Source organism: Allochromatium vinosum DSM 180, assembly GCF_000025485.1.
In the GTDB taxonomy this organism is placed as follows: Bacteria; Pseudomonadota; Gammaproteobacteria; order Chromatiales; family Chromatiaceae; genus Thermochromatium; species Thermochromatium vinosum.
This window is the reverse complement of the sequence record NC_013851.1, coordinates 1920119-1943743: the sequence shown is the minus strand read 5'-3', so window position 1 is coordinate 1943743 and position 23625 is coordinate 1920119. Positions and strand designations below refer to the sequence as shown.

The window sequence follows — 23625 nt, the reverse complement described above, 5'->3', positions numbered from 1 at the left end:
CCCGCATGACACTCACCGAAACACAGAGCGACGCCATCCGTGCGTCACTACAGAGCAATCCAGGCGCCGTGCTGGAGGATCTCGCCAGGGAACATGGGGTGAAGACACGGGATGTAATTTACTGGCTGCCGGAGAGCGAGGCCCGTTCGATCGATGGCGGTCATTTCGAGGCCGTGATGCTCGAGCTCTCGAGCTGGGGCGAGCTGACCCTGGTGATCAACACCGGCGACGTCATCCTGGAGGTCCGGGGGCCGCTGCCAGGGGGGCATGTGTCTCAGGGTTACTACAACCTGCACGGCCAGCCGGTCGGCGGACATCTCAAGGCCGCCAACTGCGATCTCATCGTGTTCGTCTCGCGCAAGCTGTTCCAATGCGACACCCATTCGGTGCAGTTCTACAACCGTCAGGGTGACTGCATGTTCAAGGTCTATCTCGGGCGCGACGCACAGCGCCGGCTCATTCCCAAGCAGGTCGAGCGGTTCCTGGCGCTGCGGGACGCACTCACGACCGATCAATGAGCACAGGCCTTCGCAACATGCCGACTCCATCGCTGTTCTGCTTCGGTCTCGGCTACACAGGCACCCGTCTGGCGCAGGCGGCCATCGCGCACGGCTGGCGCGTGGCGGGCACCTGCCGCGATGCCGGGAAGGCCCAGGCCCTGCGCACGCAGGGCATCCAGGCCCTGGTGTTCGACGGCCACCAATCGAGTCCGGAGGTCAGGGAGGCCCTGGCCGGGGCGACGCATCTGCTGGTCTCCATCCCTCCCGAGGCGGATGGCGATCCGGCGTGGCGTCTGCACGGAAAGACTCTGGAGGCGCGCGGCGGGTCTCTGGCCTGGATCGGCTATCTCTCCACGACAGGTGTCTACGGCGACTGCGGCGGCGACTGGATCGACGAGACACGCACGCCCAACCCGGCCACGCTGGAGAATCAGCGTCGCCTGGAGGCCGAGAGCGTCTGGCTGGATCTCGGAGCGCGGACGGCGTCGCCGACGCACATCTTCCGGCTACCGGGTATCTATGGTCCCGCAGGACGCAGCGTGATCGATGCGCTCGAATCCGGCCGCGCCCGGCGCATCCTCAAGCCGGGGCAGGTGTTCAATCGCATCCATGTCGACGACCTCGTGACCGTCCTCCTGGCCTCGATGGAGCGGCCGAGCGCCGGGCGGATCTACAACGTCGCCGACGACCAGCCCGCGCCGGCCGACACGGTGCTGTGCCATGCCGCCGTTCTCATCGGCGTCGAGCCGCCGCCGGCCGTGCGCTTCGAGGAGGCTGAACTCTCGCCCTTCGCGCGACATTTCTATGCCGAGTGCAAGCGTCTCAGCAATGAGCGCATCAAGCAGGAGCTGGGCGTGCAGCTGCGCTATCCGACCTATCGTGAGGGATTGCACGCCATTGCGGCTGAGCGCGTTCCGTGATCTCCAAGTTTGGCGTGTTCGACCGCACCACTGAAAAAACCTCCAGCAATGGACGGGGTGACGGGGACCATCCCCCGCGTCGGCTCGGCGAGCTGATGGGACGTTGTATCGTTTACCACACGACCTATACTGTATTGCCGCCGTTCAGCGAACAGCCGGCCAGAGGTGCTGAACACCGTGGCGTTTGTCGCCGCCACCGCGCCCCATTGTCCGATCATGAGATGGAAGAGAATAAGCATTCTCATCTACATTCCGCGCCCGAATTGCGGTAACCTTGGCGGCACGTGTCGGCCGCTTGCGTGGGCGGCCGGCATCTCTAAAGGGTCAAACACGATTGGAGAATCCGATGAGCGATCACCAAAGCGGCGCGCGCGGCGCGCCAGAGCAGCGTCCGGGCATGGAGACGCAGGGATACGGCGGCTCGTCCGAGGGCGCCGCGAAAGGGCCGGAGGGGCCGGGGGCCGCCGGTGGTTACGGCGAGGCTCAGGCCGGCCTGTCCCAGGGCAGCCAACCCGGCCGTAGCGAGTCCGCCGGCGGTCAGCCCGGCTACGGGGCGGCTCAGGGCCAGCCGCAGGGCTATGTCGCACCCCAGGGCAATCAGCCGGGCTACGGCGAATCCATGGGGCCGGTCTCAGGGCGGGAGCCCTTCATGCACGGCGGCGCAGGCGCCATGCCGCCTGGCTACGGACAGCCCCACACGGCTCAGCCCGCATTCGCTCCGGGCTATCATCAGACCGCTCCGCACTACGCCGCCGCCGCGATGTACTACGGCCAATATGCCGGTTATCCGCCGCCACCCCCGCCGCCGGGTGCCTATCCCTATCCGCCCGAGGCTTTCCAGGCGCCGCATCAGGGCTATGCCCATGGTGCGGCACATGGTGCCGGTCAGGCCCATGGAGCCAGCGTGAGCGATCTCGTCAACGAGGTCGCCAATGGCGGCAATGGGTTGTCCACGATCTCCAAGATGCTGAACTTCGACGACCCGGACTTCTGGAAGGGCGCGCTGGTCGGCGCCGCTGCCGTGCTGCTGCTGACCAGCGGTTCGGTCCAGAGTGCGCTGTTTGGCTCCAACGGCAACGGCGGCAAGGATTCGAGCGCATGAGCACGCACTACGAACCGCGCTACTACCCGGTTCCGGCCGGCCCCGTCTATCCACCCCACCCGCAGACCGCTCCGGATTGTGCGGCCCTGATGCGTCTGGCGACCACCGGCGCCATCGTTGCCGGCAGCGCGGCGGCGGCTCAACAGATCCGGCGTTTTCAGTCCGGCACCCAGACCCCGCAGGGCGCGCTGGTCGAGACTACCCGTACCGCCGTCATCGGCGGTGTCGCCACGGCGGCGGCGGGCGCCATCGCCTCCAGCGTCTCCGACCAGGGTTTTGGCCGGCTGGGACTCATGTTCCTGATCGGCACGGCGGTCGTCTATGGAATCCAGAGCCGGATGACCGGCAGTGAGGAGACCTCATGAGTCAATACAGCCCGCAACGCCATCAGCACGGCGTGAAAAAGAAGCTCGTCGAGGGCGTCGGCGGCGTCCTGGTCGGCGCCGCCCTGGTGCTCCTGATGCGCGGCCTCGTCAAACGCCGTAGCGCCGACACCGACCCGACTCCATCCACGACTCCAGCCACTTCGGGAGATCCAGCATGAGCCATTACAACTATCAGCCGTTTCCGGGCGCCGGTCAGTACGCCGGCGGTCAGACCCCCGGCGGCTATCCGGGACCGGGCCAGTCACAGGGACAAGGGCAGGGCATGGGTGCCGCTCAGCCCGGCATGCCGCCGGCCTATCCGTATGCCCATCCAGCCTACTATCAGCAACAGCAACAGCCCAACCGTTCGCTGTTCAGCCTGCCCAACGACCGCTTCCTCAAGGGACTGATGATCGGCGCCGCCGTCACCTATCTGGTCACCAACGAGCAGGTGCAGCGCACAGCCATCAAGGGCCTCGTCAAGACCTGGTCGTTGTTGCAGGGTGGCATCGAGGAGGTCAAGGAGCGCTTCGGCGACGCGGCGGCGGAACTGCATCACAGTCAGCAGAGCAAGGATGGATGACCTCGGTTCCCTACCGCATCCTCCATGAGCTGTCTGGCCGGCTGCGCCTGCGCGTTCCGGCGCTGGCGGCGGCCAGCGTCGGTGAGCCGCTGCGCTACTGGCTCGAATCGCTGGATGGCGTCCTGGACGTGCGCCTCAACCGCGCCGCGCGCAGTCTCGCCATCGACTTCGACCCGCGCCTGCTCCCTCGGGAGCGGCTGCTGGCGAGACTCGCCGATTTCAAGCCGGGAGAACCGCTGGAGACGCATCGCGAGCCGGCGGACGAGCCGTCCGTCACGCCGCTGGTGCGCAACGTTCTGACGCTCCTGCTGCTGCCGCTGCTGCCGCGTCCGGCCCAGCATGTGGCGACCTACCTGAACATCGGCACCAAGCTGGTCAAGGGGGCGGACACCCTGATTCACGAAGGCGTCAAGGTCGAGGTGCTGGACGCCCTGGCCGTCGGTCTGTCGGCGAGTCGCGGCAAGCTCTACACCGCGAATATCACCGATCTCCTGCTCACGCTCGGCGAGTATCTGGAGGAACGCACCCAGCGGCAGTCCGACCGTCTGCTGCGCCGGTTGCTGCGCCCGGCGCCGACCCTCGCCTGGGTCGAGCGCGATGGACAGCTCGTCCAGATCCCGGGCGATCAGGTGCAGGCCGGCGAGACCCTGGTCGTCGGTGTCGGCGAGACCATTCCGGTCGACGGTTACGTGGTCGAGGGCGCGGCCCTGGTCAATCAGGCCGCCGTCACCGGCGAAGACGTGCCGGTCGCGCGCGAGGCGCCCAAGCGCGTGGTCGCCGGTTCGGTGCTGGTCGAGGGCCGGTTGCGCATCCGGGCGACCCGGGTCGGCGAGGACACCACCACCGCCCGCGTCGCCCGCTTCATCCAGGAATCGCTCGACAAGAGTTCCGAGACCCAGCGTCTGGCCGACGAACTGGCCGACCAGCGGGTCTATCTCACGCTCGGCTCGGCGGCGGCCGTCTATGCCCTGACACGCGATCTGACGCGCGTGCAGTCGGTGTTCCTGGTCGACTATTCCTGCGCGCTCAAGCTCGGCACCCCGGTCGCCTTCAAGTCCGGTCTCTACGAGGCGGCCAACCATGGGGTGCTGATCAAGGGCGGCGAGGCCATGGAGCGTCTGGCCGAGATCGATACCCTGGTGTTCGACAAAACCGGAACCCTGACCCACAGCGAGCTGGAAGTCACCGATGTCGTGGTGCTGGATCCGCGCTGCGGCGAGTCGGAGGAAGCCCTGCTCGCCATGGTCGCCTCGGTCGAGGAACATGCCACCCACCCCCTGTCCCAGGCCGTGGTCGAGGCGGCGCGCGAGCGCGACCTCCAGCACATCTCGCACGGCGAGGTCGACTACATGGTCGCCCATGGACTCAACGCCCAGCTCGACTGCTGCCGGATCATCGTCGGTAGCCGCCACTATCTGGAAGAGCACGAAGGCATCCGCTTCGACGCCCACGAGATGCAGGTCAAACGCCTGCTCGACGAAGGCAAGACGCTGCTCTATGTCGCCAGCGAGCATGGCCCCATGGGTCTGATCGCGCTGCGCGACACCCTGCGCGCGGACGCCGAGGCGACCCTGGAGCGGCTGCGTGCGCTCGGGATCGAGCGGCTGGTGATGATCTCGGGCGATCGTCAGGAGAAGGCGGAGGCGCTGGGGCGGACGCTGCGGCTCGACCAGGTCCACGGCGAGGTGCGGCCGGAGGAGAAGGCGGCGCTCATCACCGCGCTTCAGCGCGAGGGGCGCAAGGTCGGTTTCGTCGGCGACGGCATCAACGACGGCCCGGCGCTGGTCGCGGCCGATGTCGGGATCGCCATGTCGCGCGGAGCGGATCTGGCGCGGGCGAGTGCCGATATCGTGCTCACCGACGATCGTCTGCTCGCGGTCGCCGACGCGCGCGAGATCGCGTTCGGCACCATGCGCATCATCCGCACCAACTTCAATGCCACCGTCGGCATCAACACCGCCATCATGGCCGGCGCACTCATGGGCCGGCTCTCGCCCGTCGCCAGCGCGCTGCTGCACAACGGCACCACGCTCGGGGTGTTGGTCAACGCCCTGCGGGGCGCGCGACTGACGGAGAGCGGGTCGGTGATCAGGGAGGCGGAGTCATCTCACCCCGTCTGAGATGACGTCAGGCGACGACGCCTCGCTATTGAGGCGAGCGAGATAGCCCATCTCGGTCTCGAACATGGAATTCCAGTGGCCGACTTGCAACAGCCGGCGAACCCGATCGATGTGGCGGATGTGCAGACTGAAGACGTGCGTGGCACCGCATCCGGCCAGGAACGCCGGGTGCGCCTGGGCCGAGAAGCCGACCAGCAATTTGAAACGGGCCTCGCGCGCCAGCGCCAGGATCGGCGCCAGGGTGTGATTGAGCAGGGTCGCGCCGGTGAGGATGAGGCCATCGGCCCTGGGCAGCCAGGCCCACTCCTGGGCGTCGGGCAAGGCACCGGCGCGATTGCCCGGGCTGCGTTCGAAGACCACATGGGGAACGCCCGCCTCGGCGAGTCCGGTCACCAGCGGTCCCATGTTGCCGATGACCACCACGCGGCGCACCTCCTGTTCCCTGACCCAGCGCACCACACTCGGGCGAACCTCCGTGGTCTCGACGCCGGCGAATCCCTCACGCGCCAGACGATGCTGCGAGATGGCGTTGATGACCGCCAGCGCGAGACAGCGCTCCAGCGGATGGTCGGCCAGGATCCGGCCGGGGAGCTCATGCAGCGGCCATTCGCTCCAGTCGAGCGGTAGCCCGGCATGGCGCGGCCCCGGCGAGCCGGACTCGCCAGCCGGCGTCAGGGCCAGGCCGAGCGCGCGCTGTCCGTTCCGGTCGCGGACCAGCGCCCAGGAGATGGGCTGGCCGAGGCTCAGATCCTCCAGGACCAGCGGATGTCTGGCCAGATCGTCGACCGCGCGGCGGGCCAGGGTTTCGAGCAGGGGATCACTCGGCCAGCGGGTATCGTCAGTCACGGGATTCACCGGGGGATGAAGAGCGAATGCCCGGCCAAGTCATGGCGGACCACCGACACCCGGTAGACCCGCTCGATCTGCTCCGGGGTCAGGGTCGTCATGGCCCCGGCGTCATGACCGCCGGCACCGTCGAGCAGCAGGAAGTGGTCGGCGAAACGCAGCGCCAGATTGAGGTCGTGCAGCACCACCAGGATGGCCAGATCGCGGTCGCGGGCCGTTTGCCGGATCAGGGCCAGCACCTCGAGCTGATTGGCCAGATCCAGATGATTGACCGGCTCGTCGAGCAGCAGCAGGCGCGGCGTCTGCGCCAAGGCGCGTCCGATCAGCACCTTTTGCAGCTCGCCGCCGCTGAGTTCGGTACAGAGCCGTCCGGCGAAGGCGCTCAGGCCGAGATGCGCGAGGATGTCGTCGACCAGCGCCAGATCGGCGTCCGCGACCTGCCAGCCGAGATGCGGAAGACGCCCGAGCAGAACGGCCTCGTAGACGGTGACGGCCACGGGCGGCGATTGCTGGGGCAGATAGGCGACGCGCTGCGCCCGGGTCGCGCGGCCAAGGCCGGTGAGAGGAACGCCGTCCAGGTGCAGGGTTCCGGTCCGGGGTCGGAGCAGATGGGCCAGCGCCTTGAGCAGCGTCGACTTGCCCGCGCCGTTCGGACCGAGTACCGCCAGCACCTCGCCCGCCGGCACCGCCAGATCCAGCCCGCGCACCAGGATACGCTCGCCATAGCCCAGACCGAGATCGCGGATCTCGAGCATCTCAGTGACTCCGCCGCCGCAGCAGCAGCGCCAGCAGCAGGGGCGCGCCGAGCATGGCCGTGACCGCCCCGACCGGCAGCACCACGGGGGCGATGATCAGGCGGCCCAGGGTATCGGCGCCGAGCAGTACGATCGCCCCCGCCAGCGCGGCGTAGGGCAGCAGATAGCGATGGTCGGCCCCGATCAGCAAGCGCACCAGATGCGGCGCGATGAGTCCGACGAAGCCGATCACGCCGAGGAAGGCCGTGGCCACCGCTGCAAGCACGGCGCCCGCTGCCAGTGCCCACAGACGCAGTGGACCGACTGCCACCCCGAGCGCGCGCGCGCTGTCCTCGCCCCAGGCCAGGGCGTTGAGCGACCAGGCCGCGCGCTTCAGCAGCAGAAACAGCGGTACGAGCATGGCCGCCAGCCAGGCGACCTCGCGCCAACCCGCCTTGCCGAGATCGCCGAAGGTCCAGAACAGGGTCGCCGCCGCCTGGGTCTCGGTGGCGAAATACTGCACCAGCATGGTTCCGGCGCTGGAGAAGGCCCCGAGCGCGATGCCGGCCAGCACCAGCGCCTCGGGGCGCAACCCGCGCAGCAGGGCCAGCAGCAGGATGGCGCCGGCGGTTCCGAGTCCCCCGATCAGGGCGGCGCCGACCACCAGAGAGGGTTCCTGGATGACCACTGCGCTCGGTCCCAGCCGGTTCAGCTCGCCCGCACCCAGCAGCACGATGGCGCAGGTGGCGCCCAGGGCTGCACCCTGAGAGACCCCGAGCGTCATCGGCGAGGCGAGCGGATTGCGCAGCACGCTCTGCATGACAGCCCCCGCCAGACCCAGGCTCATGCCGGCGAGCAGGGCCGCGAGCAGACGCGGCAGACGGATCGACCAGATGACGTGTGCCGCCGGATCGGCGGCTCCGGGGCCGCCGAACAGCGCGGCCAGGACGGCTTCGGGCGTGAGTGCATAACTGCCCTGACCCAGGGCATAGATCATCAGTCCGGCCAGCAGGATCAGGAGCGCCACACCTGTCAGCAGACGCCGCCCGGTCTGGCGCTGGAAGACCGCGCGCGGCGCACTCAGGACAGCGGCGTCCACTGTCCGGTCTCCAGATCCAGCCGGCCCAGACCCTGGCCGTTGCGGGCCAGGGCCGGCATGACGTCTGCGCCGAGGAAGGTCCGCATGATGGCGCCTGCCCGGGTCGGCACATCGAGATCCGCCAGGGCGGCGGGGTGAAGCACCCTGGCCATCATCCAGGCATTGGCCAGGGCGTTCTCGACATTGGTGTTATAGGCGTTGAAGGGCAGGGTCAGATAGACCCGGCCTTCGCGTACCGCTTGCAGACGTTGGTAGAAGCCGGGATTTTCGGCGTACTCGGTCAGGACACCGGCCAGCCCGCCGCCATCGATGAAGAGCGTCGGCGGATCCCAGAGCAGGAGCTGTTCGCGGTCGATGAAGAAATGCCCGGTGGGTCCAGCCCGGTCCGCCAGATTGTCGGCGCCCGCCCAGACGAGCGGCAGATGTCCCGACTGGGTGCTGGTGAGGCCATGGGCACCCTGGAGGCTGACGCCGCCCAGATAGGCCGCCGCCGGCGTGGCATCGGCCAGCCGCTCGCGTAGTTCGGCCAGGTTGGCGGTCAGGAATCCGGCCAGCTGCTCGGCGCGTGCCTCCCGGCCCAGAGCGGCGGCCAAGGCACGCAGCGAGGTCAGCAGGTCATCGATCCGCAGCAGGCCGGTGTCGCCATAGCTCAACGGCAGCACTCGGAGTCCGGCGCGCTCGCGCAATGCCTGGAGCTGCTGGCCGTCGAGGGTGACGGTCGCGACCAGATTCGGGCGCAGCGCCAATAGCTGTTCCAGGTCCGGCAGACGGCCCGGACCGCCGGGTCCGATCGATGGCAGGTCGGCCAATCCGGGCGGCAGCGCATAGCGATAGCTACTGGTCGAGAGCGGACGTCGCTCCATGTCCTCCAACCCGACCAGACGCTCGGTCGCCTCCAGATAGGCCAACAGCCGCAGCGCGCCTGGGCCGACGGCCAGCACCCGCTCGGCGGAAGCCGCGCTGCTCGAACGCCACACGGGCGCGGCGAGTCCGGCGACCAACAGACCCAGGACATGTCGGCGCGTGCAAGCTGTCACAGCTCGATCCCCAGCGTCAGCATGGCCGTGAAGGGCGCCCCCGGATAGTAACTGGCACTTCCGCCCTGGCTGTCGTCCGAGGCGTTGATCACCGCGACATAGTCTTCGTCGAACAGGTTGGTCAGTTCCAGCGACGCCTTGAGCGTCCGGCCCGGCCACAGCCGCTCGGTGCTGTAGCTCAGGGTCAGATCCGCGAGCAGCACGGCGTCGATCGACTCGGCGTGCCGGGAATCGCCATGACGCTCGCCCAGGTAGCGCAGCACCGGGCGCAGCTCGAAGCCCCCGATCCGGTAGATGAGTCCCGCGCGCGCCATCCACTCCGGCGTGTCGACCACCTGCTTGCCCTTGGTGTCGAGGGTCGTGCCCTGATAGGTCAGATCCGTGTCGTAGGTCAGGCGGGTATAGGTCGGGTTGAGATAGAGCGTGAGAGCGTCCGAGACATAGGCATTGATCGCCAGCTCCAGCCCGTAGCCCGTGGCCTCGCCGATGTTCTGCTGGTAGCTCACCGGCTTGCCGTTGACCAGTACGCGGGAGTCGGACACGCTGGTCAGGAGGTTCCGGTATTGGCCGAAGAAGAGCGTCGGCATGATCTCAAAACGCTCGCCGCGAAAGCGCAGGCCGAGATCCAGGGTATCGGACTCCTCCATGTCATAGCCGGCGAACAGCTCGTTCAGCGTGACCCCGGCGGCCTGGAAGCGTGCGCGGTTGCTGCTGTAGGTATTGATGATGGGCATGTAGGAATAGGGACGGATGAATCCCCGCCCATAGCTGGCATAGAGCTGGGTCTCGGGCGTCAGGTCGTAGGAGAGGCCGAGCGACGGCAGCCAGATGTCATGGGAACGCGCCTCGCGGTCCAGGTCGGATGCCCGCACCAGGGCATAGTCGGGCGCTCCGCCGGTCGTGTAGCCGTCGCTGGCAGCATCCTGGAACTGGAAATATTTGAGTCCGGCCTGCCAGTTCAGTGCACCGAGTCGGCCGGCGAGCTTGGCATAGGGGCTGTGGATGTGCGTCGTCCCGGTGGTCGCCAGCACGCCGTAGCCGCGATAACTGAGTCCGGTGCGGGTGATGGCGTAATTCTCAGAGGTAATCTCCATATCCGTGTGCTCATAGTGATACCCGAGCAGAGCGGAGATCCCCTGGAATTCGGTGCCGGCCTCGGCGATCAGACCCCAGCGCTCGATGTCGCGGTTGCGCTCCTGAACCCGTCCGCCGCTCGCCGTGGTGCCCTGGAGGATCTTGGCGTCCTCGTTGGCGTAGTAGGGCTTGAGGGTGAAGCGGGTGTCCGAACTGGGCCGGTAGGTCAGGACCGAGAGCAGATCGGTATTGAGGTAGGCGCCGCGGTTGTAGTCGTAGTAATGGATGTCATCGGCCGCGTTCCCGGTGCGCCGGGCGTTGAAGTCGAGATCCAGATCCAGATCCGCCCCCGCCCCGGCGACCTGCGCATAGGTCAGCGCCCGGTAGAGGTGCTGTTCCTGGTCGTTGTGATTGAGCCAGAGCTTGAGTTCGAGATCCTCGCTCACCGGCTGGACGAGCGCCAGATTGGCATTGATCCGTGGCCCCAGATCCCCCGGGCCGCGCCACTTGTCCGCCTCCGAATAGGAGGCCGCGCCGGCGATCCGGGTGCCGCTCGCGTTCAACCGTCCGGATTCCAGCCGCGCGTGGGTGCGCGTGAAGTCATTCCCACCCAGCCGCTGACTCAGCGCGGCGCCGGCTTCCTCGCCGGGCCATTTGGGATGCAGGACGATGGCCCCGCCGCGCGTGCCGACGCCGGTGCCGATGTCGGCCGGGGCCGCGCCCTTGTAGACGGAGATCGACTCCATGTTCTCCAGGTCATAGAGAGAATCCCGCGGACCGATGGGGTTGCCGCCGTAGTTCGGCACCCCTTCCACGGTGAGGGTGCCCAGCGAACTGCGCACTCCGCGCAGACGCACGCTCGATTGCTCCACCCCCAGTCCGCGGCTGTCCGGTTGCTCGGCGCTCACGCCCGGCAGCAGATCGATCGCCCCCCAGACCTGCATCGCGGCCTTGGCGCCCTGGATCTCGATCCCCCTGGTCGTCAGGGCGGCACCGGTGTACACGGTTTCTTCAGCCTGCTTGGTCGGTGTCAGGATCCGCTCGGCGCCGACCTCGATGGTCTCGAGCGTGATCGTTTCCTGCGCGTACGCCCCAGACCAGGCCAGACACTGAATGACGAGCGCGGCCTGAACGGGTGACGAGCGTCGTGAGTACATGGAGAGGTTCCTTGACGATGGGGAATGCCGGCCTGATACAGCCACGGCTGGGTGCCAATATGGGCTGTATGATAATTTTTATTAGCGTAATACGCTACCACCGGCCTCCGCCTCTTCATCTCCAGTCAGACGGACAGTCTGCGTTATCCTTGTAAGACGAAATTTCGGGGGAATCTCATCACTGGATGTCACCCCCATCCCATCCACCGCCAACCATGCGGAGTACTCATGCCCACACTCGGAACCGCTCTGACCCCCTCGGCCACCAAGGTGCTGCTCTGCGGGGCCGGCGAACTCGGCAAGGAGGTCGTGATCGAACTCAAGCGCCTCGGCGTCGAGGTCATCGCCTGCGACCGCTATGCGAATGCACCGGCGATGCAGGTGGCCGATCGCGCCCACTGTTTTTCCATGCTCGACGGGGCGGAGCTGCGGCGGGTGATCGAGCAGGAGCGTCCCGACCTCATCGTCCCCGAGATCGAGGCGATCGCCACCGAGACGCTGCTGGAGCTGGAGGCCGAGGGATTCCGGGTCGTGCCCACCGCCCGCGCCGTCCAGCTGACCATGAACCGCGAGGGCATCCGCCGTCTGGTGGCCGAGGAGCTGGGACTGCCGACCTCGAACTACCGGTTTGCCGACACCCACGCCGAGTTCGAGCAGGCGGTCGCCGAAATCGGTCTGCCGTGCGTGGTCAAACCGATCATGAGTTCCTCGGGCAAGGGCCAGAGCCTGGTGCGCCACGCCGACGACCTGCAAGCGGCCTGGGACTATGCCCAGGTCGGCGGTCGCGCCGGCGGTGGCCGGGTGATCGTCGAGGGCTTCATCGACTTCGACTACGAAATCACGCTGCTGACGGTGCGCCATCGCGACGGCACCGCATTCTGCGAGCCGATCGGCCATCGTCAGGAGGAGGGCGACTATCGCGAATCCTGGCAGCCGCAACCGATGACGCCGCGCGCCCTGGAGCGTGCCCAGGCCATCGCCGCCCAGGTGACGGAGGCGCTGGGCGGGCCGGGGATCTTCGGCGTCGAACTCTTCGTGCGCGGCGATGAGGTGATCTTCAGCGAGGTCTCGCCCCGTCCCCATGATACGGGGCTGGTGACACTGATCTCACAGGATCTCTCGGAGTTTGCCCTGCACGCCCGCGCGATTCTGGGGCTGCCGATCCCGGCCATCCGTCAGTTGGGGCCGGCGGCCTCGGCGGTCATTCTGGCCGAAGGCGTATCTACACAGCCGCGCTTCGGCAATCTGGCCGCCGCCCTGGCCGAACCCGGAACCGATCTGCGGCTGTTCGGCAAGCCCGAGGTGCAGGGGCGGCGCCGACTGGGGGTGGTCCTGGCGCGCGGTCAGAACGTGGAGGAGGCCACTGCGCGGGCCGTGCAGGCGGCGGCTCAGGTGCAGGTGATACTGGAATAGAGCGTCATGTCGTGACCGTGCCCAGCCGGCGGGCCAGTACGGAATGCGACCACCGATAACGGTTCCAACAGACTCCAGCATGAGGTGATCTCCGTGAACGACCAAGACAATGCGTTCGATATCGACCTGGCGAGTGGTATTGCCGCCTTCGAGTGCAAGCAGTTTTCACGCGCGGTGGGATTGCTTGCGCCTTTGGCCGAGCAAGGACAGGTCGAGGCCCAGTACCGCATGGCCATCATGGCCCAGAATGGTCTCGGGATGCTGCCCAATCCGCTCATGGCCTACAGCTACATGAAGAGCGCGGCCAAGGCCGGACTCGGGCTGGCTCAGCATGGTCTGGCCTTCATGTACATGGAGGGCGAATGCACCGACAAGAATCCCGCCAAAGCCGTCGAGTGGTTCAAGAGGGCGGCCGACCAGGGGCTCGTTGGCTCCCTGACCACGCTGGCGATGATGTACGAACAAGGGCACGGTGTAGCGCAGGATCTGGACGAGGCGAGGCGACTCTACAGGCTGGCCGGATTCGACGAACGCTGACGGACAGCGTGCCCCGCTCCACGGACACTGGATCAGGATCTCCCATTTGCGGCCCGACTTGGTTATAATCCGCCTCTGCGTTGCCGGGGTGGCGAAATTGGTAGACGCATCAGACTCAAAATCTGACGGTGGTGACACCGTGCCGGTTCGAGTCCGGCCCTCGGTACCAGCTCAAATGACTTAGACATCGGAGTTTAAGTCACGGCAAGGCGGCTCATGCCGCCTGAGCCGCTCTCGGATCGCCGCGATCGCATTCAGCGATCTCTTTGCAGGATTCCGCACTTCAGCTATATTGCTGCTTAGCAGCATTCATCGCGAGCTGAACCATCGCTCTCGATCGCGGTTCACTCGCCAACGCCATTGCGGCCAGCGGCCGGCCGTTCCAGAGGCTAATCCATGCTTCGTAAGATCCTGATCGCCAATCGTGGCGAGATTGCCGTGCGCGTCATCCGAGCCTGTGCCGAGATGGGCATTCGCTCGGTGGCCATCTATTCCGAGGCCGACCGTCACTCGCTCCATGTCAAGAAGGCCGACGAGGCCTACAGTCTGGGCAGCGATCCGCTCGCCGGTTATCTCAACGTCCACAATATCGTCAACCTCGCCGTCATGACCGGCTGTGATGCCGTGCATCCAGGCTATGGTTTCCTGTCGGAGAATCCCGAGCTGGCGCTGACCTGCGCACGGCGCGGCATCACCTTCATCGGACCGAATGCCGAGGTCATCGCCCGCATGGGCGACAAGACCGCCGCGCGCCAGGCGATGCAGAAAGCGGGCGTTCCGGTCACTCCCGGCAGCCCCGGCAATCTGAACAGTCTGGATGAGGCGCTCGCCTGCGCCGCGGAGATCGGCTATCCGGTCATGCTCAAGGCGACCTCGGGCGGCGGCGGGCGCGGTATCCGTCGCTGTGACGACCCGGCCGCCCTGCGCCACAACTACGAGCGCGTCATCTCGGAGGCGACCAAGGCGTTCGGGCGCGCCGAGGTGTTCCTCGAAAAGTGCGTGGTCAATCCCAAGCACATCGAGGTCCAGGTGCTGGCCGACCATCACGGCCACTGCATTCATCTGTTCGAGCGCGACTGCTCGATCCAGCGGCGCAATCAGAAGCTGATCGAGATCGCACCCTCGCCGCAGCTCGACGATGCCCAGCGCCAGTACGTCGGCGGACTGGCCGTGCTGGCCGCGCGCTCGGTCGGCTATACCAATGCCGGGACCGTGGAGTTCCTGCTCGATTCCGACGGGCGCTTCTACTTCATGGAGATGAACACCCGCATCCAGGTCGAGCACACCATCACCGAGACCATCACGGGCGTGGATCTGGTCGAGGAGCAGATCCGGGTCGCGGCCGGCTTGCCGTTGCGCTATCGCCAGGACCAGATCCAGCGTCGCGGTTTCGCCATTCAGTTCCGCGTCAACGCCGAAGACCCCAAGAACAACTTCCTGCCGAGCTTCGGTCGCATCTCGCGCTATTACGCGCCGGGCGGTCCGGGTGTGCGTACCGATGGGGCCATCTATACCGGCTACCATGTACCGCCCTATTACGACTCGATGCTGGCCAAGCTCATCGTCTGGGCGCTCGAATGGGACGACGTGGTCAGTCGCGGCCATCGGGCGCTGCGCGACATGGGCGTCTATGGCGTCAAGACCACCATTCCGTTCTACCAGGAGATCCTGCGTCACCCCGACTTCCGGGCCGCGAACTTCGATACCGGTTTCCTGGAGTCGCATCCGGAACTCCTGAACTATTCGACCAAGCGCCGCCGCGAGGACATCGCCTCGGCGCTCGCCGCCGCCATCGCCGCTCACGCGGGGCTTTGAGACAACCGACCGGCTTCAAGCGAGCTTCACCATGCCGAAGATCAACATCACCGACGTCATCCTGCGCGATGCGCATCAATCCCTGCTCGCCACGCGCATGCGTACCGAGGACATGCTGCCGATCTGTCCCAAGCTCGACGCCATCGGCTACTGGTCGCTGGAGTGCTGGGGCGGGGCGACCTTCGACGCCTGCGTGCGCTTCCTGAAGGAAGATCCCTGGGAGCGTCTGCGCAAGCTGCGCGAGGCGCTGCCCAACACCCGCTTGCAGATGCTGCTGCGCGGCCAGAACCTGCTCGGCTACCGGCATTATTCAGACGACGTGGTGCGCGCCTTCGTGCGCCGCGCGGCCGACAATGGCATGGACGTGTTCCGCATCTTCGATGCACTCAACGATCTGCGTAACCTCAAGACCGCGATCGAGGCGACCAAGGCCGCCGGCAAGCACGCCCAGGGCACCATCTGCTACACCGTCAGTCCGGTCCACACTGTCGACGGTTTCGTCAAGATGGGACGCGAACTGGCCGCGATGGGCTGCGACTCCATTGCGATCAAGGACATGGCCGGACTGCTGACGCCTTTCGTCACGGCCGAGCTGGTCAAGGCGCTCAAGGACAGTGTGGATCTGCCGCTGCATCTGCATTCGCACGCCACCTCGGGTCTGGCCGACATGTGCCACCTGAAGGCGATCGAGAACGGCTGTGACACCATCGATACCGCCATCTCGTCGATGGCCGGCGGCACCTCGCATCCACCGACCGAGAGTCTGGTCGCGGCCCTGCGCGGCACCGAGTACGACACCGGGCTGGATCTGGAGGCCATCCAGGAAGTCGGGATGTACTTCTACCAGATCCGCAAGAAGTACCATCAGTTCGAGAGCGAGTTCACCGGCGTCGACACCCGCGTCCAGGTCAATCAGGTGCCGGGCGGCATGATCTCGAATCTAGCCAACCAGTTGAAGGAACAGAACGCGCTCGACCGCATGAGCGCCGTGCTGGAAGAGATTCCGCGCGTACGTCAGGATCTCGGCTATCCGCCGCTGGTCACGCCGACCTCGCAGATCGTCGGCACCCAGGCGGTGTTCAACGTGCTGACCGAGAAGCGCTATCAGACCATCACCAACGAGGTGAAGCTCTATCTCCAGGGCCGCTATGGTGCGGCGCCGGCGCCGGTCAATCCGACCCTGCAACAGCAGGCGATCGGCAACGAGGATCTCATTGAGTGCCGCCCGGCGGATCTCTTGAAGCCTGAGTTGGAGCGTTTGACCAAGGAGATCGGGCCGCTGGCGCTGTCCGAAGACGACGTGCTGACCTATGCCATGTTCCCCGAGATCGGACGCGGCTTCCTGGAGCAGCGCGCCGAGGGCACCTTGGTGCCCGAGCCGCTGGAGCCGCCGCCGAGCAACGAGCCGGCCAAGGCCGCGCCGACCGAGTTCAACATCAACGTCCACGGCGAGACCTATCACATCAAGGTCACGGGCGCCGGGCACAAGGGACAGGCCGAGCGTCATTTCTATTTCACCATCGACGACATCCCGGAAGAGGTGGTCGTCGAGACGCTCGACGAGCTGGTGCTCTCGGGCGGCGCCGAGGGTGCGGTGCCGCGGGCAAGCGCGGGCAAGCGTCCCAAGCCGAGTCAGCCGGGTCACGTCACCACCTCCATGCCGGGCAACATCGTCGATGTGCTGGTCAAGGAGGGGGATACGGTAAACGCAGGCCAGCCGGTCATCGTCACCGAGGCGATGAAGATGGAGACCGAGATCCAGGCGCCGATCGCCGGCACCGTCACCGCCGTCTATGTCGTCAAGGGCGACACGGTCAATCCGGATGAGGTGCTGATCGAAATCACGTCCTGATCGGACGTGTGACGGCTGGCTGATGCAACCGAAAGACGGTACGGTGAATGAAGCCTACAAGGGCTTCACCAACCATGAATGCCCGTTCTATCCCTGCCATGCCGGGGTCAAGCGGGCCTTCAACTGTCTGTTCTGTTACTGCCCGCTCATCGCCTATGAGTGTCCCGGACCCTATCGGATCTATACCGACAAGCATGGACTCAGGCGCAAGGATTGCTCGGACTGTCGGCTGCCGCATGAGGGCTATCAGGCATCCTGGTCCTTCATCCAGAAATGGCTGGAACGGCCCAGGATCTGGGGCGGGAGGGAGTTGGACGCGCGCGAGCGCAAGGCCGCGCGCGGCGGCTGAGTCGGGCTACAGATCGCCGTTGGCGCCGGCCGTCATGATCTCGTTCATGGTGTCGCGCACCTTGATCGCCAGCTCCTTGAGGTTCGGCGGCAGGTCGGCCATCTGCATCACCCGGTCCAGATCCAGCGTCACCAGCCAGACTTTGCCGTCCTGATCCTCGATCAGCGTGATGCGGCAGGGCAGATAGGCGGCGAAATCGAGATTCTCGGCCAGCATCCGGGCGGCGATGCGCGCGTCGCAGAACTGGAAGATCTCGACGTGCCTGGTCTCCACGCCCATGGCCTCCAGCTCCTTGTAGAGCGGCTGGCGCGCGACCAGCTTGAAGTTCAGTCCGTTGGCGCGCAGCAGCATGGAGTCGATCGCGTCGTCGATGGAGACGTCCTCGGCCAGCGGCATCTTGACCACGGTGTCGGCGATGTTCATCCCCTCGGCGCGTGGCGCCAGCGTGGCGAACAGCAGGGGTAGGGCGGTGAGTACGGCAAGCCAGTGGATCTTTCGCATGTGACTGTCCTCGTTTCCTCGTTGGTGTTCTCGTTCGTCGACGCGCGGCGCGTACTGGAGACGCCTAGGCGAAGTCGTAGTGTTTTTCGACCGCCTCGATGATCTCCCAGGTGCAGGAGAGTCCGGCCGGGAAGGTGATGAGATCGCCGCGCCCGAACGCTTGCGGCTCGCCGCCCTCGGGTGTCACGCGAAAACGGCCGCGCAGCACATAGCAGGTTTCGGTCTGGTCATAGCGCCAAGAGAAGGTCGAGGGTTCCTTCTTCCAGATCGGCCAGTCATAAACGCCCATCACGTCCAGTTTGGCGGGGGAGGGCTTGTGTTCGCAACGGATCTCCAGGTCGCTCATGGTCTCTTGGGTCGTCTCGTCGGTTGGATCGGATCGTCTGAGATTGGGGTGTCGGCCGCTCTGCCGGCCTTGACAGTGTAATAGTGCGGTTTTCAGACGATTTTTTCCAACGCCGACGCTTGTCCGGTCCGTCGCCTTCGGCGAAGATCGTCTCCCATGACGACAGATCATCCTGCCCCGCATTCGGTTTCACCCCATGAACTCACCCGGCTCGCGGCGCGCGTGGGCGAGTGCCTGCGAGAACGCGGCTGGCGGCTGGCGACGGCCGAGTCCTGCACCGGCGGCTGGGTCGCCAAGACGATCACCGACATCGCCGGCAGCAGCGACTGGTTCGATCGCGGTTTCGTCACCTACAGCAATGCGGCCAAGCAGGAGATGCTCGGCGTCGACGCCGGGCTGATCGGACAGCACGGCGCGGTGAGTGCACCCGTGGTGCGCGCTATGGTCGCGGGCGCGCTGGCGCACAGTCAGGCCGAGATCGCGCTGGCCGTCAGCGGTATCGCCGGGCCGGGCGGCGGCTCGCCCGAAAAGCCGGTCGGAACCGTCTGGTTCGCTTGGGGGCAAGCGGGCGGCGCATCCGTGACGCGCCGCGCGTGCTTCGCCGGCGATCGCGAGGCGGTGCGCGCCCAGGCGGTGCGCACGGCGCTGTTGGGTCTGCTTGAATGGCTCAACGCTCCGCTCCCCCGGAAGACCGATGGCTGACTGACATGGGGTTCTGGCGGTCTGGCCGGACACCCGGTCCCGCGCCGCGCCGGTGGGTCTGAGTTATACTGGCGCCTGCCTCATCGGGGCATGAACGACATCAATACGCGGGCACGCTCAGCGGTGCCCGACCATCGGGTGATGAGCAATGCAAGAAGGAGCCAAGAAACGACTGGCCGGCGCCGTGGTGATGATCACCGTGACGGTGGTCTTCGTGCCCATGCTGTTCGAGGACGAATCGCCCGCACCGCCTTATGTCCAGGGGCCGCTTCCGCCCGAACCCGTATTCCAGGATCCATTGTCGCTCGACGCACCCTATGCGGTGCCCGGAACGCCGCCGATGCCCGCCGAGGCCGGTGGTCTGACCGATGAGGAAGCGCAACTGACACCCCCCGAACCGATGCGGGACTTCGGGCGTATCGATGAAGCCTTTGCAGAGGATGGTCCGGATGTGATCACCTTCGATCCGGTCTCGGAGCCTGCGCCGCCAACCGTCCCACAGCCTCGGACTCCGCCCCCGGCGCCGCCGCCAGCCTCCAGGATGGCGCAGGCGCCGACACCAAAACCGGCTCAGCCCCCGAAGCCGGCCCAGCAGCCAGCCCCCAAGCCGGAGTCGAGGGTGGCACTGCCCGAGCCTCCGAAGTCGCGCGCCGATGGTCTGCCATCCTGGGTGGTCCAGGTCTCCAGTCTCGGTTCGCCGGAAGCGGCCGGCAAACTGGCCGGCAAACTCAAGCAGTCCGGCTTCTCGGCCTTCGTCGAGCAGGCCGTGGTCAATGGCAAGACCTATTATCGGGTACGTGTGGGTCCGGACATCGACCGCACCAATGCCGAGCGCACCGCCGAGATGCTGCGCAAGCAGCAAAAGCTCGACACGCTCATCCAACGCTACCAGTAAGTGACGAACAACCCACAAACCAGATGAACTGGGTCGACTACATCATCATTGGCATCATTGCGCTCTCGGCCCTGGTCGGTTTGGCGCGCGGCTTGATTCGCGAAGTGCTCTCGCTCGGCACCTGGATCGCCGCCCTCGTGATCGCCTGGCTATTCCATCAGGAAGTGGCCGATCTGCTGAGCACGCAACTCTCGCATCCCATGGTGCGCAAGGGCGCCGCCTTTGCCGGACTGGTGCTCTTGACGCTGCTGGCTGGCGCTATCCTCGCGGCCATCCTGACGACCCTGATCGACACGGTCGGCCTGAGCGGACTGGACCGCGTGCTGGGGATGGCCTTCGGCGGTGCGCGCGGCGTGGTGCTGGTGGCCATGGCCGTCTATCTGGCGGCCTTGACGCCCGCGCCGTCCGATCCGGTCTGGAAGGAGTCGACACTGATCATGGACTTCGAGTCGATCGGCCAGTGGCTGCTCAGTCTGACTCCCCCCGAACTCGAAAGCCGGCTGAAGCACATCTGATCGCAACGCGGCACCGCTGACCACAGTCAGCGGCGAGCGCCTCGGCCACCCTCGATCGAGCAGGCGCTTCAGTCGTCGTAGTCGTGACTGTCGTAGACACCCGGATCGCGTGTGATCTCGAGCTTGAACTGCATCGCGAGCGCGGCCAGGGCGGCGAGCGCCATCAGCATCGGCACGATCAGGACCAGGATGACCAGGACGACTACCGCCGCGGTCAGGGGCAGATCGGCCAGGATGCGCCCGCTGGGGCGGCGCACGATCAGCCGCCTGAGATTGCCCTGATTGATCAGATCCTTGGCCTTGCCAAGCCAGTCCGAGCCGTTGAAATCAAGATCGTCGGACTGTTGGCGTCCGCCTCGGTTGCGCATGTGATGAGACCTCGGATGTCGAATCGGTGTTCATGCCGGCCCGGAACTCCACCGTTACCGGTCGGGGTGGGCGCGTGCATCGTGGTGCAGGAGCGGCGCATTCTAAACCGCGTCTTGGTGCCGCGCATCCGCTGCTCAGAATCCATGCAGGGGGCCGGCCTCCATCGCCGCGATCTGTTCGCGCAGTTGCAGGATATGATTCTGCCAGTAGTGCGCGTCGCCGAACCAGGTGAAGGCCGCCGGGAAGGCGGGGTCGGCCCATCGCCGCGCGATCCAGGCGGCATGATGGATCAGACGCAGCGTGCGCAGCGCCTCGACCAGATGCAGTTCGCGCGTGTCGAATTCCTGGAAGTCTTCATAACCGGCGAGCACGGCCGCGAGCTGTTGGCTCATCTCCTCGCGCTCGCCCGAGAGCAGCATCCACAGATCCTGAATGGCCGGCCCCTGGCGCGCGTCGTCGAAATCGACGAAGTGCGGGCCGGCGTCGGTCCAGAGCAGGTTGCCGAGATGACAGTCGCCGTGCAGCCGGAGGTGCGGGATCGATCCGGCGCGCGCATAACAGTCGCGCACGCCTTGCAGAGCCTGATCCACCACACTGACATAGGCCGCCAGCAGATCGGCCGGGATCCAGTCGTGGGCGAGCAGATAGTCGCGCGATTCGATGCCGAAATGCGCGATGTCGAGGGTCGGGCGATGGCGGAACGGCTCGACCGCGCCGACAGCGTGGAGGCGCCCGATGAAGCGCCCGATCCATTCCAGAACGTCTAGGTCGCCCAACTCGGGATGACGCCCGCCACGTCGCGGCGTCAGCGAGAAGCGGTAGTCGGCGAAGCTGTGGAGCGTCTCGCCACCGATGTCCAGAGGGGCGACGGCCGGGATCTCCAGCTCGGCCAGGGCCAGCGTGAACGCATGCTCCTCGCAGATGGCGGCATCGCTCCAGCGTCCGGGACGGTAGAATTTGGCGATGACGGGCGCCTCGTCCTCAAGGCCGACCTGATAGACGCGGTTCTCGTAGCTGTTGAGTGCCAGCAGACGACCATCGGGCACCAGCCCCAGGCTTTCGACGGCATCCAGCACGCAGTCGGGACCGAGATCGGCATAGGGGGTTGGATTGGCTGTGTTCATGACCTGATTCTAACGCTTTCCGGTCCCGCTGGGCCGCATTCGTCTCGAACGCGTCGCGCCAGCGGTTCTCTATCCTCCCCAGGGTCAGGCATCGAGCGGGCGCCACCGGCATGGCAAAGTGCCTGACAACTATATAAGCGATCCACGACGCATTGAATGCACAAGATATGGTCTTTATCTCTTGGAGCCGTCGCTGAAATCGCGTAGACTCGCCCCCCCTCTCGTTCACCCGCCGCAGCGACCTCGGAGGCCAGAAACCATGCTGAACTGGGATGACCCACTCGCAACCACCAGTCAGACTCCAAACCCGCAGCCGTCGCTGGAACCCGTGACGCGTCCAAGACCAGGGCGCCGACCGGACACGGCCGTTCATGGAGCTGCGACGCCCCAGTCGTCTCCACGCCCGGCGCATCCGCGTCCCGGTCTGGGGCTGGTCGACAATGCCGCGCTCATGACGACCGCCGGCGCCGCCCCCAGCGTCGATCCCGATCCCTTTGCCCACGCCGCCCCGGACCTGCAGGGCGATCTGCCGATCGATGATCGCATCCTGCCCGAGCCGCACCCGAGCGCCTCCAGCACGGGCGGCGCCACCGGCCTGGAATCACTCGCCATGGGCGCAAGCCGGGTGCGTGTCGACGACAAGCGCATCATCAACTGCCGCGCCGATCTCAACCAGCTCGTGCCCTTCAAGTACGACTGGGCCTGGCAGAAGTATCTCGACGCCTGTGCCAACCACTGGATGCCGCAGGAGATCAGCATGAACGCCGATCTGGCGCTCTGGAAGGATCCGCACGGACTGACCGAAGACGAGCGTCTCATCGTCAAGCGTAATCTGGGCTTCTTCTCGACCGCCGATTCGCTGGTCGCCAACAATCTGGTGCTGGCGGTCTATCGTCACATCACCAATCCCGAGTGCCGTCAGTATCTGCTGCGTCAGGCGTTCGAGGAGGCGCTGCACACCCACGCCTATCAGTACGTGGTCGAGAGCCTGGGACTCGACGAGGGCGAGATCTTCAATATGTATCGCGAAGTGCCGGCGGTGGCGCGCAAGGCTGAATGGGCGCTGCCCTTCACCCAGCATCTGGCCGATCCGCACTTCCAGACCGGCACGCCGGAGAACGACCAGAAGCTGCTGCGCGAGCTGGTCGCCTTCTATGTCATCTTCGAGGGCATCTTCTTCTATGTCGGCTTCGTGCAGATCCTGAGCATGGGTCGGCGCAACAAGATGACCGGCACCGCCGAGCAGTTTCAGTACATCCTGCGCGACGAGTCGATGCACATGAACTTCGGCATCGACGTCATCAATCAGATCAAGATCGAGAATCCGCACCTCTGGACGCCCGAGTTCCGGCAGGAACTGGTCGGCATGATCCGCGAGGCCGTCGAGCTGGAAGCGCGCTATGCTCACGACACCATGCCGCGCGGGGTGCTCGGACTCAACGCTCAGATGTTCGAGGACTATCTGCACTTCATCGCCAACCGGCGCTGCGCCCAGATCGGTCTGCCGGAGCAGTATCCGGGCGCGAGCAACCCATTTCCCTGGATGTCCGAGGTGCTGGATCTGAAGAAGGAGAAGAACTTCTTCGAGACCCGTGTCACCGAGTATCAGACCGGCGGCGCCCTGAACTGGGACTGAGCCGTCTGCGGACGTCAGTTTTTTCGCGCCTCGC

At 66.0% G+C, this 23625-nt stretch carries 25 protein-coding genes and 1 tRNA gene; 17 read left to right on the top strand and 9 right to left on the bottom strand.

Features of this window, described 5'->3' with window-relative positions; translation table 11 throughout:
- The first annotated feature begins 5 nt into the window (after positions 1-5).
- The 7 genes from hutX (at position 6) to ALVIN_RS08315 (ending at position 5590) form a co-directional block, all read left to right on the top strand.
- Positions 6-518, top strand: a complete 513-nt coding sequence (gene hutX / locus ALVIN_RS08345) for a heme utilization cystosolic carrier protein HutX (protein WP_012970889.1) — start codon at positions 6-8, stop codon at positions 516-518.
- Positions 515-1420: an SDR family oxidoreductase gene (locus ALVIN_RS08340; RefSeq protein ID WP_223295190.1), complete on the top strand. Its 906-nt coding sequence runs from the start codon at positions 515-517 to the stop codon at positions 1418-1420. Before hutX ends, ALVIN_RS08340 begins: the two co-directional genes overlap by 4 nt.
- A 346-nt stretch (positions 1421-1766) precedes the next feature.
- Positions 1767-2522, top strand: coding sequence for a hypothetical protein (locus tag ALVIN_RS08335; RefSeq protein ID WP_012970887.1), 756 nt, complete (start codon positions 1767-1769; stop codon positions 2520-2522).
- On the top strand, positions 2519-2887 hold the full coding sequence (locus ALVIN_RS08330) for a magnetosome protein MamC (protein WP_012970886.1): 369 nt from the start codon (positions 2519-2521) through the stop codon (positions 2885-2887). Before ALVIN_RS08335 ends, ALVIN_RS08330 begins: the two co-directional genes overlap by 4 nt.
- Positions 2884-3066: a hypothetical protein gene (locus ALVIN_RS08325; protein ID WP_012970885.1), complete on the top strand. Its 183-nt coding sequence runs from the start codon at positions 2884-2886 to the stop codon at positions 3064-3066. Before ALVIN_RS08330 ends, ALVIN_RS08325 begins: the two co-directional genes overlap by 4 nt.
- Positions 3063-3470: a hypothetical protein gene (locus ALVIN_RS08320; RefSeq protein ID WP_012970884.1), complete on the top strand. Its 408-nt coding sequence runs from the start codon at positions 3063-3065 to the stop codon at positions 3468-3470. Before ALVIN_RS08325 ends, ALVIN_RS08320 begins: the two co-directional genes overlap by 4 nt.
- The gene (locus ALVIN_RS08315) at positions 3467-5590 is read left to right on the top strand and encodes a heavy metal translocating P-type ATPase (RefSeq protein ID WP_012970883.1); all 2124 of its coding nucleotides are present in this window, start codon (positions 3467-3469) and stop codon (positions 5588-5590) included. The genes ALVIN_RS08320 and ALVIN_RS08315 overlap by 4 nt, the downstream gene beginning before the upstream one ends.
- Here ALVIN_RS08315 and ALVIN_RS08310 read toward each other — a convergent pair.
- The 5 genes from ALVIN_RS08310 to ALVIN_RS08290 are packed head-to-tail and all read right to left on the bottom strand — an operon-like array spanning position 5573 to position 11537.
- Positions 5573-6436: a Rossmann-like domain-containing protein gene (locus ALVIN_RS08310; RefSeq protein WP_190275494.1), complete on the bottom strand. Its 864-nt coding sequence runs from the start codon at positions 6434-6436 to the stop codon at positions 5573-5575. The two genes, ALVIN_RS08315 and ALVIN_RS08310, sit on opposite strands and share 18 nt — an antisense overlap.
- A gap of 5 nt (positions 6437-6441) precedes the next feature.
- A complete protein-coding gene (locus ALVIN_RS08305; RefSeq protein ID WP_012970881.1) occupies positions 6442-7191 on the bottom strand; it encodes an ABC transporter ATP-binding protein in 750 nt (249 codons plus the stop codon).
- A gap of 1 nt (position 7192) precedes the next feature.
- Complete coding sequence (locus ALVIN_RS08300; protein WP_012970880.1) at positions 7193-8269, bottom strand: FecCD family ABC transporter permease; 1077 nt, start codon at positions 8267-8269, stop codon at positions 7193-7195.
- Positions 8251-9306, bottom strand: a complete 1056-nt coding sequence (locus tag ALVIN_RS08295) for an iron ABC transporter substrate-binding protein (RefSeq protein ID WP_012970879.1) — start codon at positions 9304-9306, stop codon at positions 8251-8253. The genes ALVIN_RS08300 and ALVIN_RS08295 overlap by 19 nt, the downstream gene beginning before the upstream one ends.
- Positions 9303-11537, bottom strand: coding sequence for a TonB-dependent receptor (locus ALVIN_RS08290; RefSeq protein WP_012970878.1), 2235 nt, complete (start codon positions 11535-11537; stop codon positions 9303-9305). The genes ALVIN_RS08295 and ALVIN_RS08290 overlap by 4 nt, the downstream gene beginning before the upstream one ends.
- A 228-nt stretch (positions 11538-11765) precedes the next feature.
- On the opposite strand from ALVIN_RS08290, the gene purT reads away from it, so the two are divergent.
- From purT to ALVIN_RS08260, 6 genes are all read left to right on the top strand, one after another.
- Positions 11766-12950, top strand: coding sequence for a formate-dependent phosphoribosylglycinamide formyltransferase (purT, locus tag ALVIN_RS08285; RefSeq protein ID WP_012970877.1), 1185 nt, complete (start codon positions 11766-11768; stop codon positions 12948-12950).
- 93 nt (positions 12951-13043) lie between these two features.
- Positions 13044-13487 (top strand): tetratricopeptide repeat protein, encoded by a 444-nt coding sequence (locus ALVIN_RS08280; protein WP_012970876.1) that lies wholly within the window; start codon positions 13044-13046, stop codon positions 13485-13487.
- A gap of 82 nt (positions 13488-13569) precedes the next feature.
- Positions 13570-13656 (top strand) — tRNA-Leu (locus ALVIN_RS08275).
- Positions 13657-13883: 227 nt separating this feature from the next.
- Positions 13884-15302 carry an acetyl-CoA carboxylase biotin carboxylase subunit gene (locus ALVIN_RS08270; RefSeq protein WP_012970875.1) on the top strand — a complete coding sequence of 473 codons (1419 nt, stop codon included), beginning with the start codon at positions 13884-13886 and terminating at the stop codon, positions 15300-15302.
- A gap of 31 nt (positions 15303-15333) precedes the next feature.
- Positions 15334-17154 carry a sodium-extruding oxaloacetate decarboxylase subunit alpha gene (oadA, locus tag ALVIN_RS08265; protein WP_012970874.1) on the top strand — a complete coding sequence of 607 codons (1821 nt, stop codon included), beginning with the start codon at positions 15334-15336 and terminating at the stop codon, positions 17152-17154.
- A gap of 22 nt (positions 17155-17176) precedes the next feature.
- Complete coding sequence (locus ALVIN_RS08260) at positions 17177-17503, top strand: cysteine-rich small domain-containing protein (RefSeq protein WP_012970873.1); 327 nt, start codon at positions 17177-17179, stop codon at positions 17501-17503.
- 6 nt (positions 17504-17509) lie between these two features.
- Here ALVIN_RS08260 and ALVIN_RS08255 read toward each other — a convergent pair whose 3' ends face one another.
- Entirely contained in the window at positions 17510-18004 is a 495-nt protein-coding gene (locus ALVIN_RS08255; RefSeq protein WP_012970872.1) for a DUF302 domain-containing protein, read from the bottom strand.
- A 64-nt stretch (positions 18005-18068) separates the two neighbouring features.
- The gene (locus tag ALVIN_RS08250; RefSeq protein WP_012970871.1) at positions 18069-18350 is read right to left on the bottom strand and encodes a cupin domain-containing protein; all 282 of its coding nucleotides are present in this window, start codon (positions 18348-18350) and stop codon (positions 18069-18071) included.
- Positions 18351-18506: 156 nt separating this feature from the next.
- On the opposite strand from ALVIN_RS08250, the gene pncC reads away from it, so the two are divergent.
- From pncC to ALVIN_RS08235, 3 genes are all read left to right on the top strand, one after another.
- Positions 18507-19052, top strand: coding sequence for a nicotinamide-nucleotide amidase (gene pncC / locus ALVIN_RS08245; protein WP_012970870.1), 546 nt, complete (start codon positions 18507-18509; stop codon positions 19050-19052).
- Positions 19053-19200: 148 nt separating this feature from the next.
- A complete protein-coding gene (locus ALVIN_RS08240) occupies positions 19201-19947 on the top strand; it encodes an SPOR domain-containing protein (protein ID WP_012970869.1) in 747 nt (248 codons plus the stop codon).
- A 23-nt stretch (positions 19948-19970) separates the two neighbouring features.
- Positions 19971-20462 carry a CvpA family protein gene (locus ALVIN_RS08235; protein ID WP_012970868.1) on the top strand — a complete coding sequence of 164 codons (492 nt, stop codon included), beginning with the start codon at positions 19971-19973 and terminating at the stop codon, positions 20460-20462.
- 68 nt (positions 20463-20530) lie between these two features.
- On the opposite strand, the gene ALVIN_RS08230 is transcribed toward ALVIN_RS08235, so the two are convergent.
- Positions 20531-20830 (bottom strand): DUF4342 domain-containing protein, encoded by a 300-nt coding sequence (locus ALVIN_RS08230; protein ID WP_012970867.1) that lies wholly within the window; start codon positions 20828-20830, stop codon positions 20531-20533.
- 135 nt (positions 20831-20965) lie between these two features.
- Positions 20966-21955, bottom strand: a complete 990-nt coding sequence (locus ALVIN_RS08225) for a serine/threonine protein kinase (protein WP_012970866.1) — start codon at positions 21953-21955, stop codon at positions 20966-20968.
- A 259-nt stretch (positions 21956-22214) separates the two neighbouring features.
- Between ALVIN_RS08225 and ALVIN_RS08220 the strand changes: the two genes are divergently transcribed.
- On the top strand, positions 22215-23591 hold the full coding sequence (locus ALVIN_RS08220; RefSeq protein ID WP_012970865.1) for a ribonucleotide-diphosphate reductase subunit beta: 1377 nt from the start codon (positions 22215-22217) through the stop codon (positions 23589-23591).
- Positions 23592-23625 lie beyond the last annotated feature (34 nt).

Bases quoted from the DNA above. Each gene is read 5' to 3' on its own strand.
- oadA (WP_012970874.1), top strand. From the start codon at position 15,334: ATGCCGAAGATCAACATCACCGACGTCATCCTGCGCGATGCGCATCAA.
- ALVIN_RS08340 (WP_223295190.1), top strand. From the start codon at position 515: ATGAGCACAGGCCTTCGCAACATGCCGACTCCATCGCTGTTCTGCTTC.
- ALVIN_RS08270 (WP_012970875.1), top strand. From the start codon at position 13,884: ATGCTTCGTAAGATCCTGATCGCCAATCGTGGCGAGATTGCCGTGCGC.
- pncC (WP_012970870.1), top strand. From the start codon at position 18,507: ATGACGACAGATCATCCTGCCCCGCATTCGGTTTCACCCCATGAACTC.
- hutX (WP_012970889.1), top strand. From the start codon at position 6: ATGACACTCACCGAAACACAGAGCGACGCCATCCGTGCGTCACTACAG.
- ALVIN_RS08290 (WP_012970878.1), bottom strand. From the start codon at position 11,537: ATGTACTCACGACGCTCGTCACCCGTTCAGGCCGCGCTCGTCATTCAG.
- ALVIN_RS08255 (WP_012970872.1), bottom strand. From the start codon at position 18,004: ATGCGAAAGATCCACTGGCTTGCCGTACTCACCGCCCTACCCCTGCTG.
- ALVIN_RS08220 (WP_012970865.1), top strand. From the start codon at position 22,215: ATGCTGAACTGGGATGACCCACTCGCAACCACCAGTCAGACTCCAAAC.
- ALVIN_RS08225 (WP_012970866.1), bottom strand. From the start codon at position 21,955: ATGAACACAGCCAATCCAACCCCCTATGCCGATCTCGGTCCCGACTGC.
- ALVIN_RS08260 (WP_012970873.1), top strand. From the start codon at position 17,177: ATGCAACCGAAAGACGGTACGGTGAATGAAGCCTACAAGGGCTTCACC.
- ALVIN_RS08250 (WP_012970871.1), bottom strand. From the start codon at position 18,350: ATGAGCGACCTGGAGATCCGTTGCGAACACAAGCCCTCCCCCGCCAAA.
- ALVIN_RS08335 (WP_012970887.1), top strand. From the start codon at position 1,767: ATGAGCGATCACCAAAGCGGCGCGCGCGGCGCGCCAGAGCAGCGTCCG.
- purT (WP_012970877.1), top strand. From the start codon at position 11,766: ATGCCCACACTCGGAACCGCTCTGACCCCCTCGGCCACCAAGGTGCTG.
- ALVIN_RS08235 (WP_012970868.1), top strand. From the start codon at position 19,971: ATGAACTGGGTCGACTACATCATCATTGGCATCATTGCGCTCTCGGCC.
- ALVIN_RS08305 (WP_012970881.1), bottom strand. From the start codon at position 7,191: ATGCTCGAGATCCGCGATCTCGGTCTGGGCTATGGCGAGCGTATCCTG.
- ALVIN_RS08240 (WP_012970869.1), top strand. From the start codon at position 19,201: ATGCAAGAAGGAGCCAAGAAACGACTGGCCGGCGCCGTGGTGATGATC.
- ALVIN_RS08325 (WP_012970885.1), top strand. From the start codon at position 2,884: ATGAGTCAATACAGCCCGCAACGCCATCAGCACGGCGTGAAAAAGAAG.
- ALVIN_RS08230 (WP_012970867.1), bottom strand. From the start codon at position 20,830: ATGCGCAACCGAGGCGGACGCCAACAGTCCGACGATCTTGATTTCAAC.
- ALVIN_RS08330 (WP_012970886.1), top strand. From the start codon at position 2,519: ATGAGCACGCACTACGAACCGCGCTACTACCCGGTTCCGGCCGGCCCC.
- ALVIN_RS08315 (WP_012970883.1), top strand. From the start codon at position 3,467: ATGACCTCGGTTCCCTACCGCATCCTCCATGAGCTGTCTGGCCGGCTG.
- ALVIN_RS08320 (WP_012970884.1), top strand. From the start codon at position 3,063: ATGAGCCATTACAACTATCAGCCGTTTCCGGGCGCCGGTCAGTACGCC.